This window comes from Paenibacillus sp. GCM10012306 (assembly GCF_042649265.1).
Taxonomy (GTDB): Bacteria; Bacillota; Bacilli; order Paenibacillales; family Paenibacillaceae; genus Paenibacillus_AQ.
This window is the reverse complement of sequence record NZ_JBHRYW010000001.1, coordinates 643436-662384: the sequence shown is the minus strand read 5'-3', so window position 1 is coordinate 662384 and position 18949 is coordinate 643436. Positions and strand designations below refer to the sequence as shown.

The 18949-nt window shown below is 44.1% G+C and carries 13 protein-coding genes; all 13 read right to left on the bottom strand.

Features of this window, described 5'->3' with window-relative positions; all coding sequences use genetic code 11:
- Positions 1–19 precede the first annotated feature (19 nt).
- Positions 20–8824 carry an SDR family NAD(P)-dependent oxidoreductase gene (locus ACFORK_RS02940; protein WP_379195424.1) on the bottom strand — a complete coding sequence of 2935 codons (8805 nt, stop codon included), beginning with the start codon at positions 8822–8824 and terminating at the stop codon, positions 20–22.
- A 48-nt stretch (positions 8825–8872) separates the two neighbouring features.
- Positions 8873–10126, bottom strand: a complete 1254-nt coding sequence (locus ACFORK_RS02935; protein WP_379195422.1) for an ACP S-malonyltransferase — start codon at positions 10124–10126, stop codon at positions 8873–8875.
- A 33-nt stretch (positions 10127–10159) separates the two neighbouring features.
- Complete coding sequence (locus ACFORK_RS02930) at positions 10160–10414, bottom strand: acyl carrier protein (RefSeq protein WP_379195420.1); 255 nt, start codon at positions 10412–10414, stop codon at positions 10160–10162.
- A 27-nt stretch (positions 10415–10441) separates the two neighbouring features.
- Positions 10442–11290: a 3-hydroxyacyl-CoA dehydrogenase family protein gene (locus ACFORK_RS02925; protein WP_379195418.1), complete on the bottom strand. Its 849-nt coding sequence runs from the start codon at positions 11288–11290 to the stop codon at positions 10442–10444.
- 45 nt (positions 11291–11335) lie between these two features.
- Positions 11336–12310 carry an electron transfer flavoprotein subunit alpha/FixB family protein gene (locus ACFORK_RS02920; protein WP_379195416.1) on the bottom strand — a complete coding sequence of 325 codons (975 nt, stop codon included), beginning with the start codon at positions 12308–12310 and terminating at the stop codon, positions 11336–11338.
- 16 nt (positions 12311–12326) lie between these two features.
- Positions 12327–13082 (bottom strand): electron transfer flavoprotein subunit beta/FixA family protein, encoded by a 756-nt coding sequence (locus ACFORK_RS02915; RefSeq protein ID WP_379195414.1) that lies wholly within the window; start codon positions 13080–13082, stop codon positions 12327–12329.
- A gap of 32 nt (positions 13083–13114) precedes the next feature.
- On the bottom strand, positions 13115–14254 hold the full coding sequence (locus ACFORK_RS02910) for an acyl-CoA dehydrogenase family protein (protein WP_379195412.1): 1140 nt from the start codon (positions 14252–14254) through the stop codon (positions 13115–13117).
- Between the two features lie 71 nt (positions 14255–14325).
- A complete protein-coding gene (locus ACFORK_RS02905; RefSeq protein ID WP_379195410.1) occupies positions 14326–14745 on the bottom strand; it encodes a hypothetical protein in 420 nt (139 codons plus the stop codon).
- A complete protein-coding gene (locus ACFORK_RS02900) occupies positions 14699–15301 on the bottom strand; it encodes a CPBP family intramembrane glutamic endopeptidase (RefSeq protein ID WP_379195408.1) in 603 nt (200 codons plus the stop codon). Before ACFORK_RS02900 ends, ACFORK_RS02905 begins: the two co-directional genes overlap by 47 nt.
- Positions 15291–15797 carry a GNAT family N-acetyltransferase gene (locus tag ACFORK_RS02895; RefSeq protein WP_379195406.1) on the bottom strand — a complete coding sequence of 169 codons (507 nt, stop codon included), beginning with the start codon at positions 15795–15797 and terminating at the stop codon, positions 15291–15293. The genes ACFORK_RS02900 and ACFORK_RS02895 overlap by 11 nt, the downstream gene beginning before the upstream one ends.
- A 290-nt stretch (positions 15798–16087) precedes the next feature.
- Positions 16088–16324: a phosphopantetheine-binding protein gene (locus tag ACFORK_RS02890; protein WP_379195404.1), complete on the bottom strand. Its 237-nt coding sequence runs from the start codon at positions 16322–16324 to the stop codon at positions 16088–16090.
- A gap of 35 nt (positions 16325–16359) precedes the next feature.
- Positions 16360–17772, bottom strand: a complete 1413-nt coding sequence (locus tag ACFORK_RS02885; RefSeq protein ID WP_379195762.1) for a class I adenylate-forming enzyme family protein — start codon at positions 17770–17772, stop codon at positions 16360–16362.
- A 49-nt stretch (positions 17773–17821) separates the two neighbouring features.
- A complete protein-coding gene (locus ACFORK_RS02880) occupies positions 17822–18778 on the bottom strand; it encodes a hypothetical protein (protein ID WP_379195402.1) in 957 nt (318 codons plus the stop codon).
- Between the last annotated feature and the right edge of the window lie 171 nt (positions 18779–18949).

Below are 18949 nucleotides of genomic sequence, written 5' to 3'. Positions count from 1 at the left end.
TACAACCTCCTCTGTGCTTCTACTGCTTTCCAACCTGATATGTCTCCGTAACAAGCTGCAGAACATCCAAGTATCTATGGATGATGCATTCGATATCGTTCTTTGAATATAGCTCCGCCTTATAGATGGCAATCAGTTCAAACTGCCCGTTTCTTTTCTTAATATTAATATCCAGATCAAATAACGGTGTCAGAGAATTATAGGCGATGTCCTCACCTATAACTTTTTTCATGGAATGATCCTCAAAGTTAAAATAAAGCCGGAAATCAGCCTGCCGCTGTTTGAAGTCACCAATTAAATGATGGTACTGATAATACTGGTTCTGGAGATCGCCTATTTGATTCTTCTTCGCAGTGGACAGATATTCCTCAATTGGCTGGTGCTCATAAATCTGAAACCGCATCGGTATTAGATTCGTGAAAACACCTACAATACTATTGAACTCTGATTCATATCGGTTTAACACTGTGGTCAGAATGGCAAGATCATGTACCCCGCAGGTCTGTGACACACTAAAAGCAAAGCAAGCAATAAGCACATTGAACATAGTCGTCTGATGTTCTCTGGCAGCTATCGATACCCCACTCAGCACTGTATCCGGCAGCAGTTTGACAATCGTGTCCGCGCCTTCCAAACCGGTAGAATGGGAAATAGCACTGAGCGGATTGGAAAACTCGAAGCCGTGTAGCCTGTCTTGCCAGTAGGATTTCATCCTATGGTATTCGTCCGAAACAAAAAACGCCTTCTCAAATTCAACATACTTTCTGTACGAGGGACGAACATCCGCTTCCGGATAATGGGCTGCCAGATCAGCGAAATCCTTCTGTAGTATGCTCGAAGAATACCCATCCAGCAAAATATGATGTATATCAAAGAATAAAATCCTTTGATGCGAATAATTAAATACCGTTAAATGAAACAATGGAGCTTCGCTTAATTTAAATTCCTTCAAGTAATTGCTGTAGTTGATTGCTGTACCAGACGGAACATCGACAGAATCAACATGTATCGGGACATCAGCAGCAATATATTGTACAAGCTTGTTGTCGATAACCTTGAATGTCGTGCGCAGCATATCGTGCCGTTTCACCAAAGCTTCGAGCAGCTTCACCAGCTCAATGTCATCGATTCCGCTGACATTGATAAAGAACGGATTGTTATAGGTGAATTCTCCCTTACGCAAACGATGTTCCAAATAGATCCTCGCCTGTGGTGAGCTTAATTCGAAATAAGGCTTTTCTTCCGAAGAACGGATATCAGGGAGATAACCAGACTCCACTTGCTCTGGTTCCTTCTTGATTTTTGAGTCGATGAACGCCGCCAGGCTGCGGATAGAACAATACTCGAACAAAAAGGCTACGCGAATGATATTCGGGTACATTTCATCGAGCATATCGTACATTGTGGCGAGCATCACGGAGTCGCCACCCATTTCAAAGAAATTGTCGTACACGTTCAAATGCTCGTAGCCCAGAATTCCGCTGTACACCCGTGCCACCTCATGCTCGATTTCCGAGTATTGATTGGCGGGATCTCCCTCTAACTTAAAATCTTTCACGCTGTCCAATCGGCTCTTTACCTTTTCAGATTTCGGAATGAACACGATGCGCCCTTTCCGGATTTGTGCAAAATCGCGAAGACCGTTATTCAGATTCAAACGGCCGTTTGCCAGACTTGCCTCCGAGTAATTCGTCTCAATCTTTTGCTTAAATCCAGACGCAAGATGATTGCGTGTATGCTGCATCAAAGCAAAGAAATTATCGTTGATATTGTATTGCCCGATCATGACACGCTTGTGATCGACTCCTCTGATAAAGATATCCAGCGCCTGAACAGCTTCCTGCGTGCTCATTGCCTTGGTAATGGAGTCAACATTGACTCCATAGCGATAGGACATACCGGTCTCCTTCCAAGAGCACCAGTTAATTGTGTAAGTGTTTCTGTGGCAGGCGTTCCGGTAATCAGTATAAGCATCCAAGAAGGCGTTGGCCCCTAAGTAATCGCTTTGCCCCGCTTCACCGCCATCCGTGACTCCCGATGAGTACAGCACCATGAAATCAAGATGGTCTTCTGCCGTTAATTGGTCCAGGTTCCACGTTCCCGCAATCTTCGGAGCCATTACCGACAAATACGAATCCATTTCCTTGCGGAGAATATAACCCGCACCACTGATGCCCGCCGAATGGAATATCCCGTCGATCTTGCCATACGTCGTTCTGATCTGCTGCAATATATCATTAAGTGCATTGTAATCGCAGACATCACAAGCATAGATATCCAGTTGGCAGCCGTTCCCCTTAATTTCCTTCAGAATTTTTATCCGCGACGCGTATTCTTCTTCATGCTCATATTCCGGCCACAATGCTTCGTTTAGAAATCCGCTGCGGCTCAGCAGAACAATATTACATTGATCATGCTCGCTGATATATTTTGCCGTCTCCAAGCCCAACCCGTCTGTTCCGCCTGTAACCAGGTAGACGCCGCCTGGCTTAAAGCGATTCTGCTGAACTGTCGTTATCTCCACATCACTAAACTCTTCAACATACCGCTCGTTGTTTCTGAAGCCCACTAAATAGATGTTATGGTCGGCAAACACTTCTTCTGCAATAAGCTCATGGTTGGTGTTCAAGTCCATATCAATAGCCCGGCAAGAAATCGTTGGGTTCTCCTGTTCAATTACTTTGCCAAGGCCCAAAGTAACCGCATTGTGAGGCAATGTAAATGACTCTTGACTGCTGATACCGTACGCTGAATTGGATAGAATAGATATTGCGATATCCTGTTCCACATGCGCTTTGGCTAGACCCTTGAAGACAGAGATTAGATCGAAAAATCCTAATTCCAACGCATGATTTATAGCGTCTAAATCCATCGCATGTGCCGATGAGATCGAACGCCGGTGAATAATATGCTCGATTCGCTTGCCGGAAAGCTCCTCAAACAACTTTTGATAGTTTGCTTCACCCGCTGGCATCCGGACGACCTGACTGCTGGACATATATTCCCATTCATCATCTGTAATTACGCTGATTACATTCCGGCACTTGGCCTCCACAGCTTCACTAAAACTGCTGTCGTAATTGGTCTTGTCATAAATAATCAACGTATATGTGTCCTCTTGGAGCTCCAAATACTTGTCCTGCTTCAGCGGCACCCACTTTTTGGCATGGAAATAACTATTCAGCTGATGCGACTGCTCCTCAGCGTCGGGTATAGGATACCAGCATTTGTTTTTCTCGAACACATACACCGGAAGATGCATTTTATCGTAAGGGCCGCTGTAAATATTCACCCAATTGATCTCAGCACCTCGTACGTATAATTCAGTTAGCTTATCCCAATCGTATCCTGTGCCCGCTTCAATAATGTCAGCGCCAAGGCGGGTGAGGGCCTGTTGCTCGTTGATCGTTATCTCATGCGGATAACGATAAGTTTTACTTTCGGAGACGATGGCATATTGTCCAACATAACCACCCTCGCACGCAGCCATTTCTGATCCTAGAGCTTGTTCCAGCCTGGATATCATCTCCGTTCGACTGTCAGCTACAAATGCCAAACGATGATGATAATGGCTTCTTCCCAAAGTCAGATTGCAGCAAAAGTTGAAGAGCTCCGCGTCAGCCATAGCCAATAAATATTGTCTGTAATCCGCCAATAAATTCCGCAACGATTCCTTAGATTTGGCGGAAGCTGCGAAAATATAGGGAGCTTTTCTATCCGAATGCTTGATTTTTTTGCGTTTTGGAGCATTCTCCAGCACAACATGGGCATTTGTTCCACTCATGCCAAATCCGCTAATTCCGACAATGTATCTTCCGTTGATTTTCTGTAAAGGAATTTTATGATCTACTACATATAACGGAGAATCTACGAAATCAATATTCGAATTTGGGGTTTTAAAATACAGGCTCGGCGGAATCTGCTTATGCTGAAGAATGCCGATCAGCTTAAAAATGCCGCACATGCCCGCCGCTTCGTTGGCATGTCCCAGGTTGGTCTTAATCGAACCGATACCGCAAATCTGCTTGCGGCTCGTAGCCGTCTCAAACGCATGTTTGATGCCGGTAACCTCAATGGGGTCTCCCAATTGTGTCCCTGTTCCATGCGCCTCGATATAGGCAATATCTTCAGCACCTACGCCGGCTCGGCGCCATGCTTCTTGAATCGCCTGTGATTGTGCCTGAAAGTTGGGCGCCGCAATACCAAAGGAGCTTCCGTCCTGGTTCGTCGCACTGCCCCGTATAACGGCATAAATATCATCCTTATCCGCCAGCGCTTGCTTCAGCGACTTCAACATTATCACGCCGACTCCTTCCGCAATTGCTGAACCGGAAGAATCTTGCGAGAACGCCCGTGTAATGCTCTCTTTCGATTCAAAGCCTACATCGCAGCCATTATCCAGAGGCATATGCGCTATGAACGCTCCTCCAGCTAGCGCCATCTGGCATTTCCCCTCCCTGATCTCTTCACAAGCCATGTGCAGAGCTACCAATGAAGAGGAGCAAGCTGTATCGACAACCATGCTCGGTCCCTTAAGGTCATATACATACGCCACCCGGCTTGCAGCCATGCTGACCTGATTTACCGGAAGAGAATCGTTGAACAATGTTTGATCCGTTTCGTACAACAGACGGCTGTATGTATTGCAGTTGCTGGCTGAATAGCCCAGAAAAATGGCTGTGTCCGTTCCTTTGACTCCTATCCGACCGTAGCCGGAATCGTCAATCGCCTTAGCACTGCACTGTAGAAAGAGACGGTTGACTGGATCAATAATGGTCGATTCTCTTGGAGACATCCCAAAAAATGAATAATCGAATTGATTGATCTGATCCATATATCCCATTTTTCGAAAATTCAATTGCTCATCTACCATTCCTTGATTCTTTAAGTGTCTGATGATATCAGCTGATCTTGTTTCGGGAATATCGCGAACAACATTAATACCGCTGCTTAAAATGTTCCATAAGGTTGGCAAATCGCTGGCGTTCGGGAGTTCCAGTCCCACACCGATAATCGCCACTCCTTCCTGGTTATAATCATCTTCCTCATTGTCCCGATCTTCTTCCTCTGAGGTAAAGTTTAGCTCTACTTCTTCCTCAGCAGCTAAATTGGAGTCCTCCAAATGATCCGTAATGGAAGCAATATACTCGGATAACGCCTTAACCGTTGGGAATGAGAACAAATCTGTTACTTTCAACTTACCGGGATAGACTTCATTCAGTTCGCGCAAGATTAAGGCAAGCATGATGGAATCTGCGCCAAGCTCGAAGAAATTTTTAAAAATATCTATATCCTCATAGCCCAGGACCTTGCAACAAATACCGCTGATGACTTTTTCGGTCTTCGAATACCCGCCTGTGCCTGTCATTTCCTGCACGAATGATGTGAGCCCGGCCTTGCCCGGAATATCGGAGGAAGCATTCAGCTTTTCCAACGATGCTGATATATTTGGAGACAACACCAGGGGGTATTTATGCATCAGTAAAACGATTTTGCTCTGAAAATTAAGTTGGGCAATCATTAGGCTTCCGCTACCGTTGTTCATTGCGGTAAATAACGCTGAAATAGCATCCTTCGTACGGATGGATCGGGTCAGCGTGTCTACGGTAAAATTGTGCTTCACGGACATTCCCGTTTCGAGCCAGGTGGCCCAGTTTACCGTAAGACTTAGACCGCTGCAGCTTGCACTCCGGTAGCTGCTGTAAGCATCGAGGTACAAATTACCGGCAATATAATCAGGGAGATCGGAGCTGCTGAAGAAAGTTGAATTGCTAGAGTACATTACAAAGAAATCTGGATTGAACCGACGGGTCCAGATATCCAGCAGAAAGGTTCCGATGATTTTGGGACGAACAATACTCATCACACGCGCTTCATCCAGATGCTCTAATGCAGTGCCGCCGCCTACGCCTGCCGAATGAACAATTCCGTTCAGCTTGCCGTACTTTCGGCCGATTACCTCGATCATGTCTTGCACAGAGTCTTCATCAGAGATATCGCACTGGATGTATTGGACAGATCCGGCATACTGGCGAAGTCTTTGCATCCGCCGAATCCGTTCGCCCCTCTCACTTGCCGCTTCTGACTGCAAAATATCGGCCCATTCACTCTCGTCCTCCAGCATAGAGCGTCCGGCAAGAACCAGCGAAGTCCCCGCTACCTTTCGGGCGATGCCCAAGGCGGTCTCGAAGCCGATTCCTCCCAGTCCCCCAGTAATCAGATACACACCTTCATCACGCAGCAGATTACCCTTGTCTTCAGTAATGGTTTTTTCCCGGAGTCCTTCAATGTATCTTCGCCCTTCCCGATAGAGCACGATATCTTTCCGGGCCTGAGATGTTTCGCTGCAAATCTCTTGGGTGACGTTCCGAAGGTCCGTCGCCGCATCCAGATCTACTGTACACATGTGCAGGTTGCGGTACTCTCTGTTGAATGATTTACCCAAACCGAATATACATGTGCTCTCCGGACGGAGATATTCCTCCGTGCCAGTCACCGCAAACCCGCTGTCACTCAAGGAAACAATGGAAATCTGGTGCTGGACAGACCGGATATGTTTATACAATTCGATCACGCTGAACATTTGAAATTGAACGTATGCGGACAGATCGTCTCCATTAGCTACCCGTTTTGAACGCTCATCGGTCGCCAGCAAAATATGGGAGATTTCTGAGAAGTCTACCTCTCTGTAAACTGCAGCAAGATACCGAGAAGCCCCTTGACCGCTTGCTTTCTCCATCGATATAGGCAAACACTTAACTTGCAGAAATTGATTTCTTAGGTGGCCCAACAGTTCATGATGCTTGTGATCCTCGCGGTAAATGAAAAGGCAAGTAGACTTATAATACCTGAACGTCGGCAGTTCAGCTTCAACAAAGCTTCTTTCGTAAAAGAAATGCTCCTCATTGAAGGAATTCGGCTCTACAATCTCGGCAGCCTGCCTCATTTCACGTTTCACCCGCGGTTGTTCAGTTCGCTCCTTGGACGGAAGCCAAGCTGCTGTTGGTTGAAACGGATAATGCGGCAACGGTATCTTGGGAATAGCCATTCCCTGATACAATACAGACCAATCTACAACGGAACGGTTACAGTATTCGCCAGCCAAAAATTCCAGCAGAAGCAGCAACTCATCCTCACCGCCGCTATCCTGATTCCGTACAATATCATTGCAGCGTTGGAGCGCTGAAATAATTTTTTCACTGTCGCCGGACCCAATTTCTGCATTGGGATTGTACAACACCCCACCTATCCCCAACCATTGATCCGGAGTTCTTAGGTAGACGGCCTGCAACTTGTTCAATAAATCCTCCTGATCCGTATACACTATCGCAATTCGCTTAGGCATATGCTCACGATACAAATTAGCACATGCAGTAACTCTGTTGATTGACGCATCTGTATTTGCAATAAAAGCCGCATAGTCTTGAATCAGATGCTTAAGGCTGTACTCTGATTTAGCCGAAAGGCAGAGCACACCACCCAGCCAATCATACGCAGGCTCATCACCAGTTTCCGTGTACTCCTGCACAACCACATGGCAATTAGTACCGCTCAATCCAAAGGCGCTGATTCCGCAGGTCCGCGGTGTTCCGCTGCGGGGCTGCTCCCAATGCTTAGCCTTGGTATTGATATAGAATGGGGAATCGCAGAAATCGATATTTTTGTTCGGAGTCAAAAAATTCCTCATACCGGGAATTCGCTTGAATTTCAGTGCAGCCACCGCTTTGATGAATGAAGCGACGCCCGCACATTCAAATAAATGACCGATGTTACTCTTGGCAGAACTCAACGCGCAAAACTGCTTTTTATCCGTAAAGGCTTCGAAAGCATGGGATAATCCCTGAAATTCTACCGGATCTCCCAACAATGTACCGGTACCATGGGTTTCAATATAATCGATTTGTTCCGGATGTATGCCCGCCTTTTCCCAGGTACTTAGAATGACCTTAGCTTGGGAGGCTGGGTTCGGTGCAGTAATACTGCTTGACTTTCCGTCGTTGTTAATTGCTGTGCCTTTGATTACGGCGTAAATATTGTCGCCATCGGCTTCCGCCTGACGCAGCGGCTTCAGCAGAACACAGGCGGCACCTTCCCCAATGCCAGCCCCGTCCGCATAATCATCGAATGCCCGGGTTCTTCCATCATTTGACTCAATGCCAATCATCATACTCTCGATAATAAGCGGAAGCAGATTAATTTTAATGCCCCCGGCAATGGCCATCGAGCAGCTTTGTCTCTGAATAGCTTCGCATGCTTCATGTATAGCCACCAGAGAAGCTGAGCAGGCGGTATCAATGAGCATCGTGGGACCGTGCAGGTCCAATAAATGCGAAGCACGGGACGGGAGAATCGGAGCCATATTGCCAACGATAGAATATCTCAGGAGTTCGGGGTGGGCAAACATAATATTAGTAAAATAATTGTCCTTCATTGCTCCGGAAGTATAACCTATATAAATCCCTGTCTGGCTTCCAGCCAGCTTCTCCCGCGTATATCCGGCATCATCGAATGTATGGAAAATGGTCTGGAGCAGAATTCTTTGTACCGGATCCATTGTTTGAGCTTCCCTAGGAGAGATCCGGAAAAATTCGTTATCGAATTGGTCGATATGCTCAAGAAAACTGCCAAGGAAATATCTTGCCGATTCATCTTCGTTCAAATACAACCGGGCATAATCACTGATTTGTTGCTTCCGGTGTTCAGGCATTTCCCGAATACAATCAATATTGTCGTCAAAAAATTTCCAGTACTCATTAAGAGTAGTTGCATTTGAAATATCCAAGCCTATCCCAATTACCGCAATATCACCGCTATTACCGTTCATAGCTGTTCATCACCTACCACTTTTTGTCCATATATGTAATCCTGAGGTTCAAAGGGCCTCTGCCATATCTTTAAACACATAGATAAGGTTAGTTTCATCGAGAAGCATTTGGATTCGATGTTTGATTTCCGTTCTAGGGAGCTGCTTTATACGTAACGAATCAATCAACTTGTTCAAGATTTCACGGTACTGCTCGTTCATTGAACCGAATTTAAAGTTGGACATGGCCTCATGCTGTTTCTTAATATCGTTATAATTCTGGATAACTTTCCGGAATTCTTTGGAATCAAGGTTGTAGTTTGGCGTGGAAGCCAGGATGGCCAGACATCTGCCGACAAAATCAGGTTTGTCCTTGGCAAAATTGCTGTCATTATTAAACAGCTCAGCCAGCGACTTGCGGTCCTTGGCAAGACCGTAGCAAAAAGAATGAATCGTAGGCTGATCCTCGTTTATAAATTTGGTCAACAGTACTTTGGGTCCCATCTCAATGGCAGTGGTAATGCCGTACTCATACAGCAAATTGGCGGATTGTCTCCACTGCACCGGATGAGTAAGCTGCGCCGCCAATATGTCAAACAGAGTGTGCTCATCTGAAAATGCACGCCCCGTTACGTTGGACAGAATTGGAAAGCGGAACGGATAAGCCGTAAAGTGATTCAGATACGCAAGGTATTCATCCACATATTCACCCATGATAGGTGAATGCATCGGTGGACTGTAGAACAACGGAGTGACGATCCCCCGCATGGATTCCAACTTCTGCTCCAGCTTGTCCATATCTTCATTCAATCCACTTACCGCAACCTGTCTGCCAGAATTATCACAAGAGATGAAGACCGTTTTTTCAACACCCAGAAGGGAGATGGCTTCAGTTACTTTACTTATATCCACATTTTCAATGATCGTCATTCTGGAGTTTGCCTTTTGCAGCACCCTCTCGACCAATTCGCCTCTTTTTTGCAATATTCTCAGGGCATCCCCCAGTTGGAGAGCCCCGGAGCTGACCAGTGCGGCATACTCACCGATGCTGTGTCCAACCGAAAATTGCGGGCTGATACCGTAGTCTTGCATGTATGCCCGAAAAATAGCAATTTCAGTAGTAACAATGGCGAACTGCATATTGGTGAACCGGCTCATCTCGCTTATACTCCCTTCAAAACACAGCTTAGCTATGTCTTGGTGCAGAATATCACCGGCCTCCTCATACGTCTGACGCGAAATTGTATAGTTTTCGTAAAAGCTTTTCCCCATTTGCGTAAACTGGGTACCTTGCCCTGAGAATAAAAATGCGAGCTTTTCCATAGTAGTTATCCTTTCCTATCACTATTGTTGCTGCTAGTTAGTAACAGAGTTGTTCCGTCCCTCAACGTATGCAATAATATTATCGATACTACTAAGCGTATTGTTACGTAGATCGTCGTTACTTACCGTTAATTCAAATTCCTTCTCGATGAATAAAATAAGCTGCATCAGCAGTAAAGAATTCACAATTCCCATTTCCTGAAAATTTTTACTATAATCAATACTTTCCTTTTTAGTGCATCGTTTTAAAAAATTAACGACCTTCAATTCGATCTCTGCTTTGCTCATTAGCAATGCCTCCCTTTTATATATTAATCAATTGTATTTATAGAAACCCTCACCCGATTTGACACCCAGCTTGTTGGCATTCACCATCTTTCTGAGCAGCGGGCAGCAACGGAATTTGGAGTCTTGGAAGCTTTCGTATAGCACATTCAGCGAATCCAGCACGGTATCGAGGCCGATTAAATCGGCGGTTGCCAAGGGGCCCATTTTATGACCATAGCATTTTTCAAAAATGGCATCGATATCTTTAGGCTCGGCACACTGCTCTTGCACCAAAAAAATGGCTTCATTCATCATTAGATGAGAAATGCGGTTGGAGACAAAGCCCGGCGAATCCTGGATGACAATGCTTTCTTTGTGGATACGCTCAAGCAACTCGAGCGTACTCTTGATAGTCTTCTCTGAGGTCAAAAATCCCCTGATGACTTCTGCGGCCGCAATCTGTGGGACAGGATTCATAAAGTGGATGCCGATCACCTGTTCAGGCCTTGTCGTATAAGAACCTAATTGGGTAATGGAAATACAGGATGTATTGGCTGCAAAGATGACCTCCGGCCTGCAGATATCGTCAAGCTGCTTATAAATTTCTTTTTTGACGGCAACATTCTCAACGGCATTCTCGACTATGAAATCTGCTTCCGCCAGATCATGGATGTCTATAGTGAACTTTATCCGGGCCACTAAATCCTCCGGTTCAACGGATAGGCCTCCAGCGTTCTGAAACAACCGAAAACGGCTGATGTTATAAATATTCCTATAGGCCTTGTCTAAAGCTTCCCGTGAAATATCCAGGAGTACTACTTGATATCCATATTCCGCAAAGGTTTGGGCGACACCGCATCCCATGGTACCTGCTCCAATGATTCCGATTGTTCTCATATTGCCCTCCGTAACAATTACTTAGCAAATTATTAGAAGATTCGCTTATATCTTTTGTTCCATGGCTGATAGAAGATCAGCAATCACATCTCTTGTATCCTCAATAATTGCATAATCCGCAAAACGGAAAATAGGTGCATTTTTATCGTTGTTAATAGCAATAATTTTCTTAGAGGATTTCATCCCCACGATATGCTGACTCGCACCTGAGATTCCAAAGCCGATATATAAATCAGGGATAACATGGATACCCGATTGCCCAATTTGTCTGGATCTCGGAAGCAATCCGTTCTCGACCAAGACACGGGTTCCACCAATTTCTGCACCAACTGCCTTGGCTAGCTTTTGAATGGAGGAAAAATCCTGTTCTTTTACCCCCCTACCTACTGCAAAGATAACTTTTGTGTTCTCTAAATCTACCTCTTCCTTGCGATAGCTTTCATAACCAAGACTCTTCAGGGCAGAGTATATGGACTTGTTCGCTGGAATATCAATAAAATCAAGAGTCCCCCCCGCATCAGTGATTTCAGAAACGCAGTCATGGAACACCCTCTTCTTAACAGTACACAACTGATAGGGGGTGTGAATGCAATGAATTTCTGCAATCACAGAGGAGTTCAAAGCGGTACGTGTAAAAATAAATTTCTCTTCGAAAAAGTCAATATCCAGGCAATCGGCAGTCAAGCCGGCTCCCAATTCAGTAGCAATTGTAGCCGCTGCTGCTTTACATAAAGGGGTATCCGGGAACATGACAAGCTGAGCACGGTTCTTCTGGATTACATGCCGGATGCCGTCAGAAAATGCGAGATAATCCCCATCCCGGTAGTCCTGCTGAACGCAGAAAACATGATGCGCTCCATGCTTGAACAGCTCATTGTAAAAAAAGGAATCATGCATTCCAAAGCAGATCGCACCTACAACGCTACCACTTTGAGCTGCCAATTGTCTGGCCTTGCTTAACATTTCAAGGTAAGAAACTATACTTTTCGCATTAGGATCACTTACAACAATTATCATCATAGTTTCCTTCCTTCTGTTATTGATGGATCTTAATTTGATTCATCAGAAATGCGGAAATTCCGTCTCTTGTCTCACAAAGCGTTACAGTTTCCCGGGCCTGTTCATGATGCTGCCTGGACCGGCAGACCTTTGTTTTGGAGCCAGTTAATCCGCATTCTTCCGGACGAAGAGATAGATCATTGGCATTCCAGATGATAATTTCCTTTTTTCGTGCTTGTTGAAGCGCAAATAGGTTGACCTCACTGTATTCATATAAGTTATCGAACGATATCATCAGCGGAGTATCGGCCTGAACTCGGTGTAGCATCTCTTCATTCACATAATCTATGATGAAGCGCTCCTCCTCTTGGTATTGGATTCCCTGAACATTAGGGAGACAGATAAGATTCAGCCGTTCTGCAAGACCGTATTGTACCTGCCCCGTTTCTCCGTCCACAGCCATTTGGCCGCATACAAGCAGATTATAGTCTAGCTTTCCGATTGCGCTGGCCAGAATGTATGATGTCGCAAAGGTATCTGATCCCGCAAACTTAGGATCGCATAAGTGAATTGCTCTATCTGCGCCCATCGCCAGACATCGAACGAGGACATCTCTTGCGCCCTCAGGCCCCATGCAGATACAAGTAACTGTACATGGTATAGTTTTACGCAATTCCAACATCTTTTTAATGGAATATGCGTCGTATGGGTTGATGCTGAAGAGCGAATTTCCGGCATATTGCTTACCCAGCAGCTTAGAAGGTACTGCCTTAACACAGATTAAAATTTCCATACTTCATACCTTTCTTATACTTACTTTGTAATCTATTTAAATAACATAGAACTTTGAGTTAAGGTGAAGATGGTATTTCGTTGCATTTCGGATGTGCCAGAATAAATAGTGGAAGCCATCGCATCCCTGAGTTCCTGCTCCAGACCATACTCTTTTGTATAGCCGTAGGCGCCGAATATTTGCATGGCGTCCTGACATGTTTTAATGTAAGCCTCGCTGACAAAAAGTTTGAATATAGACGTCTCCATATAGGTATTCTTACCGTTGTCCCTTAAAGCCGCGATTTTATAGAGCATCAGCTTGGACAACTCTATTTTCATTCTCATATCCGCAATCTTATGGGTTACTGCCTGATACGCTGACAGCTTACGGCCGAACTGCTCCCGCTCATCGACATACTGCAGGCACCTTTCCATAACTCTTTGCATGGCCCCGACATGGGGAGCAAACTCATAACAGCGTTCAAGCTCAAGAGCATCCCGCAGAATATGATCACCAAAGCCTACCTCTCCGAGAATATTCTCAGTGGGAATAGTACAGTCCGTAAAAGAAACTTCGGCCATCGGGCAGCCTTCTAGTCCCATTTTTTCAATGTCTTGACCAATCTCTATGCCATCAAAACTTTTCTCTACAATAAAAGCAGTCAGCCTGTTATCCAAGCCCGCTTTCGTAAAGACGACAAATATATCCGCTACCGTCCCGTTAGAGATAAACATTTTGTTCCCAGAAAGAACATATCCATCTTCTTGCTTCGACGCAGCAGTCCGCATGGAGTACGCATCGGATCCGGCATCCGGCTCGGTGATGGCGATTGCGCCAATCATTTCTCCGCGGGCCATCCGCGGAAGGTACTTATTCTTCAGCCTTTGAGAACCGTACAAATAAATCAACTGTTGACATACCCACACATGATTGTTAATGGCAAACACTAGTCCATTATTCTCACAGGCGTAACCCAATGCTTCGTACACAACTGCAGCTGTCAAATAATTCTGATTCATTCCGCTGTATTCTTCAGGCAGGTTAAGACTAAGCAGACCAAATTCCGACACCCTGTTCCACAGTTTGTGCGAGAAGCCACCCCGTTCATTCGGATCATTCAATCGAGCTGATGTGAAGCGGATAACTTCATCCCTTAATTCTTTCTGCTCTTGCGTTAGTGTATAGTTCATAACAGGCGACATCCGAAGCAAAAATTATCCACCTCGAAGTCTCACTCCCTCCTTGTGTCATAAAACCTCAGTTAACCTTTCACAACAGAAAACACGATGCAATTCATTTTCTGCCCGTCGATGCGGTAATGTTTCCTAAATACAACTTCTTCCGAAAAACCCGCTGCTCTTGCCAAATAACAGCCATACCAATCACTCTCCAGCAAGTAAATCGCAATTTTGCGACAAGAGGGCCACTGTTCAAAAATGTATGCACATATGGCCTGAGTCAATTTGGCATTGAACAGCAACCGGTTAAACATTAGAGAGACATTAGCATAAACTCCATGTACACTGACTAAAAAATAGCAGCTGATCCGATGTTTTATCCACACGGCATAACTTTCAGAGACGAACAAATCTGTAGAAACGCTAGTTTTCCAGAACAATTTGGACTCATCAATTTCATCCGCTTTGACTTTGACGATCGATATATTTTTCCATCTCTTCACGTTTTTTGTTCTCCTGTAATTTTAAAATAAAACAATTTCTCCCAATGTGTAGCCCAATATTTAGATAGGGTACATAAATGAAGCTAACGGCTAGACAAAGTGAGAAAACATACATCTCGATATAATCCAACGTGCTGTTATATCTATGAAAAACGACAAAGAGAAGCGTAGTTACCACAATAGCAGTCAGCAGGTTTAATGAGCCTTTGAAAAAAAAATCAATATTTTGGGCGATAACTAAAAGCATAACATTCCGCCAAAGTATCTCCTCCCAAATACCTGTAACTACTTGCAGATTATCAATGGGTATTTTAATATCAGGCTTTATCCATACTCTTTTCACAGCCAGCGTGGTCAGAGAGGTCAGAAAGGATGAGAGGATAAAACCCACAGGAATAAAGATGAATTGCTTCAGTTCAAAATGCAGCGTTTTATGATTGTAGTAGGCAAGCATCATCAGAAATTCAATCAATATTACTAAGGAAAACTTCACGTACCTCTTGGCAACGTAATATACGGCAAGCAATATGGTCAGGACAATAATGTTAATTTCCATAAATCTCTCGGTATGTAGCTTTCATCGGTTCAAACTCTTCCTGCAAAATCGAGTAATAGCAGATGTCAACAGGCTCACCTTCTACAATCAGTCCGTGACGGAATACTCCTTCCAGAAAAACGTTGTAGTTCTTCATCGCATTGATCACCGCTTTATTGTTACTGTAAATAGGCACCAGCACCTTCTCTACCTGAAAACGGGTGAACAGATCCGCCAGCATTCTGCCTATGCATACTACCGTGTATCTACTCATACGCCGTTTCATATAGATGCTTGGTATAGCAATGGAAACTCCTGTACGACAAGAAATCTGAGGCCAAAATACGCCCAACCGTTCCTCTTCATAATAGAAAAGATATGCTTCCTGAAGATGGGCATCTGTGTACTCGCCGATAAACGCCCTAAAATCGGGCATTTCCATACATTCTGAAACAAAACTCTTCTCTTCGGGTAATGACGCCTGCTTGATTATAATTTCGTGTTCAACCCGTTTCATAATCCACTTCCTAATCAGAAATGCCTCAACATGGGCTCATAGAATACTCATCAATGCACATCGCCATTCTCTATAAATTGATTCTAGTTAAGAGTTCTTAACCACTATCAAACAGCTATATTAGTAAATACAGCAAGACTATATAGCAAAATGGCGCTAATTAAGCATTCGGATTGTGTTTCAGCATTTGTGGCACTTCCAGTTCAGTGCTTTTCACTTTAAGAATTTTCTTCACCATTTTCAGCATCATATTCCCTCCCTCCTTAAGGCGATGTACATTGCTCAACATTCTATGAACTTGCCTTAATATTTCCTGCAAGCATGTCTTCAACCAAGCAGATAAAATCGGAAAGCGTAAATTCGGGGGTAACATTCAAGTCATCCTCAGGAAATTGAAAATCAAACTCGTCCTCCACCTTAGTAACAATCGCAATATAACTCAGGGAATCGATTCTCAAGTCATCCAATAACGTCATGGAGCCTAAAATTTCACTAACAGGCGAATGTTTACGGATGATGTCGTACATCTTCTCGGTTATCATAGTTTTATTTAACATATGCACTACTCTCTCTTTATCCGGATTTGCTTACCCATTGCATTCAAGCTGATCTTGTCTTCAAAGATAATCCGTTTAGGAATTTTCAAGCTGCTTAGTCGCTCCTTACAATGACGGTAAAGCTCATTTTCCGTTATTACAGCCTCCGGTTTTAGAACCACTTTGGCTACCGGCGCTTCTCCAAGCACCTCATGCTCCTCCCCGTAAACATATGCATTCTGCACAAGTGGATGGGAGAGCAAACACTCTTCAACCTCCTCAGGATATACATTCTGTCCGCCTACAATCAGCATATTTTTGAGTCGTCCCAGAATAAATAAGTATCCTTGCTCGTCAAGCATGCCAATATCTCCGGTTTTGAACCAGCCATTATCAAAGGCTGCTGCATTAAGGCTATCATTCTTGTAATATCCCTTGGTGACACTATCTCCTCTAAAAAGAATTTCACCGCGGACTCCGGCTGGACATTCCTCGCCGTTCTCGTTAACAATTCGAATTTGCACATGAGACATGGCTTTACCAGCTGAGCCGATTGGTACTTCTGCATCAGAAATATAACCTGTGGCCATAGAAGAAGTTTCTGTCAATCCGTAACACTGCATGACTCTGCAATGCGGATAGGATTGGGACAGCATTTCGATAAATTCTTTTGTTACAGGTTCGCCGCCTGTGACCAAGCCCTTAAGGGAAGACAACTCTTCGGGGGCATTATTATTAAAGATCAGTTTAGCTAGAGAAGTGGTGGCACCTGTAAAGGTAACGTTATATTGCTTAATAAGCCTAGCAATTCTCTGCGGGTTAATAGGGCCGCTATAGATCACCAATTTACCTTTGGAATACAGTACCACCATCAGTTGGGCAACCAATGATGTGCTAAAGCCGAGCGGTCCGATAATCAATTCGCAACAGTCCTCAACCAGTTCAAACGCCGTTGAAATTCCTTTTACCGCGGACAAAATGTTGTCATGAGTCAATTGCACGTATTTCGGACTGGAAGAGGTCCCAGTGGTGGACAGCAGCAATGCTATTGAATTGGGACTGATCTGCAGGAAGCCGGGCTGGACGGTTAGCTTGTGCTGATCGAACAAATGCTTGTTTATAATAATCGGTTTCAAACGACCGAAATCTCGGCCGCTGTCTTTCGCTTCAATAATAATGGTGTCTGCTTCACAAAATTCCGCGATGGTGCATATAGCGCTGTCTGTAAGATCAACTCCAAGAGGTACGGCCGTTCTGCTTGCATACCAAATCCCGAATAATGCGACCACATAAGATAAGTCATTCGGTAGAAGCGTGATTACATTTACACTACTTTCTTGTAAATATTTCGCAAAATTGTTAGAAGAGGTATACAATTCTTGGTAGGATAGCTGCTCTTGGTCCAGATTGATTAAAGCTGTTTTATCACTTTCTCTCATATTATCCAAAATGTCGCACAAGTTGTTATAATTCATAATTCTCCCTTTCTTAAATCAAGTTTTTCAATGCATCTGTCTCCAGTTCCTTAATAGCTTGCAGCCGATGAAGAACGGAAAGATAGTCAGCTTTGCGGTTAGAGAACGAGCATTTGGTTAACAACAACTTCAAGCTCATATACATAGTGCTAAGTTCGGTGAACTGTCTATTGGCAACTGTTTTTTTCTCGTCAGGCAGATTGCTGTGAAGGATCGTTTCAAGAAACAGTATACGGGAAGCATACAGCCCGCTAACAACAAGACAAGAGGCCATTTCCATCATGATGCTCTTAACCTCCGCAACACTTTCCCCGTTCATCACGGAAGATACATCATTGGCTAATCTGTTATAGTGGTCAATACCGATACTATTGGGATATAAATAATTTTTAATGGATTGTTCAATACAGTTTTTCCGTTCATTTTCAGTTAACTGCTTAACATTTACTTGCTCCAGAATGAAAACCGTGGACTTGTTTATATAATCTTCACTAACGCCAATCGTTCCTTCATATGTAGAGGGAGGTAATGTTGGAATGTAAGAATCACTGATGTATAATTGGCTTCCATCCAAGCCTAATAGATTAATATAATGGTTGGTATGTACGGTTATTTTCGTTTTGAAAAGCGGAGAGTAGGTTAGACACCTGCTGTCTATGTGTAAAATTACTCTCTGCTTAGCCGCTAACGCGCTAACTATCTGTTCACGTTGGTGTGCTGTATATCTGATCAAGCGAATGCCCAGTCTTGAGCAATTTTGATCGATAAACCACTTAATAGGACTTGTGATCCCCCCCAATGAGAGGTCGTATTCAGTGTTCAGCATGTTATCGCAGCAAATCAAATCCGATTCAAGGATATTCACTCTTAAAGCGGACATCTGATTTCGAATACTACCTGTCAGACAATAATTAGATAGTTTTGTTGTATACTTATTTTGTGAAATATCAGTAATATTAACCAACTCCATCAATTACACCGATTATTTTTCATTCTATTTTTATTGTGCGGAGCCTTTCCAGCCAGTATAAAGTTCGAGCTTACAGATAAAGATTGTGAAATTTCGTACAATATTCCCGAAAAAGCTCCCTTTTTCCTCATTTCAATTCATACTAAAACTTAGAAGAAGTCTCTAGCTGCT

Coding starts and splice junctions, on each gene's coding strand:
- ACFORK_RS02940 (WP_379195424.1), bottom strand. CDS start 8,824: ATGAACGGTAATAGCGGTGATATTGCGGTAATTGGGATAGGCTTGGAT.
- ACFORK_RS02935 (WP_379195422.1), bottom strand. CDS start 10,126: ATGGAAAAGCTCGCATTTTTATTCTCAGGGCAAGGTACCCAGTTTACG.
- ACFORK_RS02930 (WP_379195420.1), bottom strand. CDS start 10,414: ATGAGCAAAGCAGAGATCGAATTGAAGGTCGTTAATTTTTTAAAACGA.
- ACFORK_RS02925 (WP_379195418.1), bottom strand. CDS start 11,290: ATGAGAACAATCGGAATCATTGGAGCAGGTACCATGGGATGCGGTGTC.
- ACFORK_RS02920 (WP_379195416.1), bottom strand. CDS start 12,310: ATGATGATAATTGTTGTAAGTGATCCTAATGCGAAAAGTATAGTTTCT.
- ACFORK_RS02915 (WP_379195414.1), bottom strand. CDS start 13,082: ATGGAAATTTTAATCTGTGTTAAGGCAGTACCTTCTAAGCTGCTGGGT.
- ACFORK_RS02910 (WP_379195412.1), bottom strand. CDS start 14,254: ATGAACTATACACTAACGCAAGAGCAGAAAGAATTAAGGGATGAAGTT.
- ACFORK_RS02900 (WP_379195408.1), bottom strand. CDS start 15,301: ATGGAAATTAACATTATTGTCCTGACCATATTGCTTGCCGTATATTAC.
- ACFORK_RS02895 (WP_379195406.1), bottom strand. CDS start 15,797: ATGAAACGGGTTGAACACGAAATTATAATCAAGCAGGCGTCATTACCC.
- ACFORK_RS02890 (WP_379195404.1), bottom strand. CDS start 16,324: ATGTACGACATCATCCGTAAACATTCGCCTGTTAGTGAAATTTTAGGC.
- ACFORK_RS02885 (WP_379195762.1), bottom strand. CDS start 17,772: ATGAGAGAAAGTGATAAAACAGCTTTAATCAATCTGGACCAAGAGCAG.
- ACFORK_RS02880 (WP_379195402.1), bottom strand. CDS start 18,778: ATGGAGTTGGTTAATATTACTGATATTTCACAAAATAAGTATACAACA.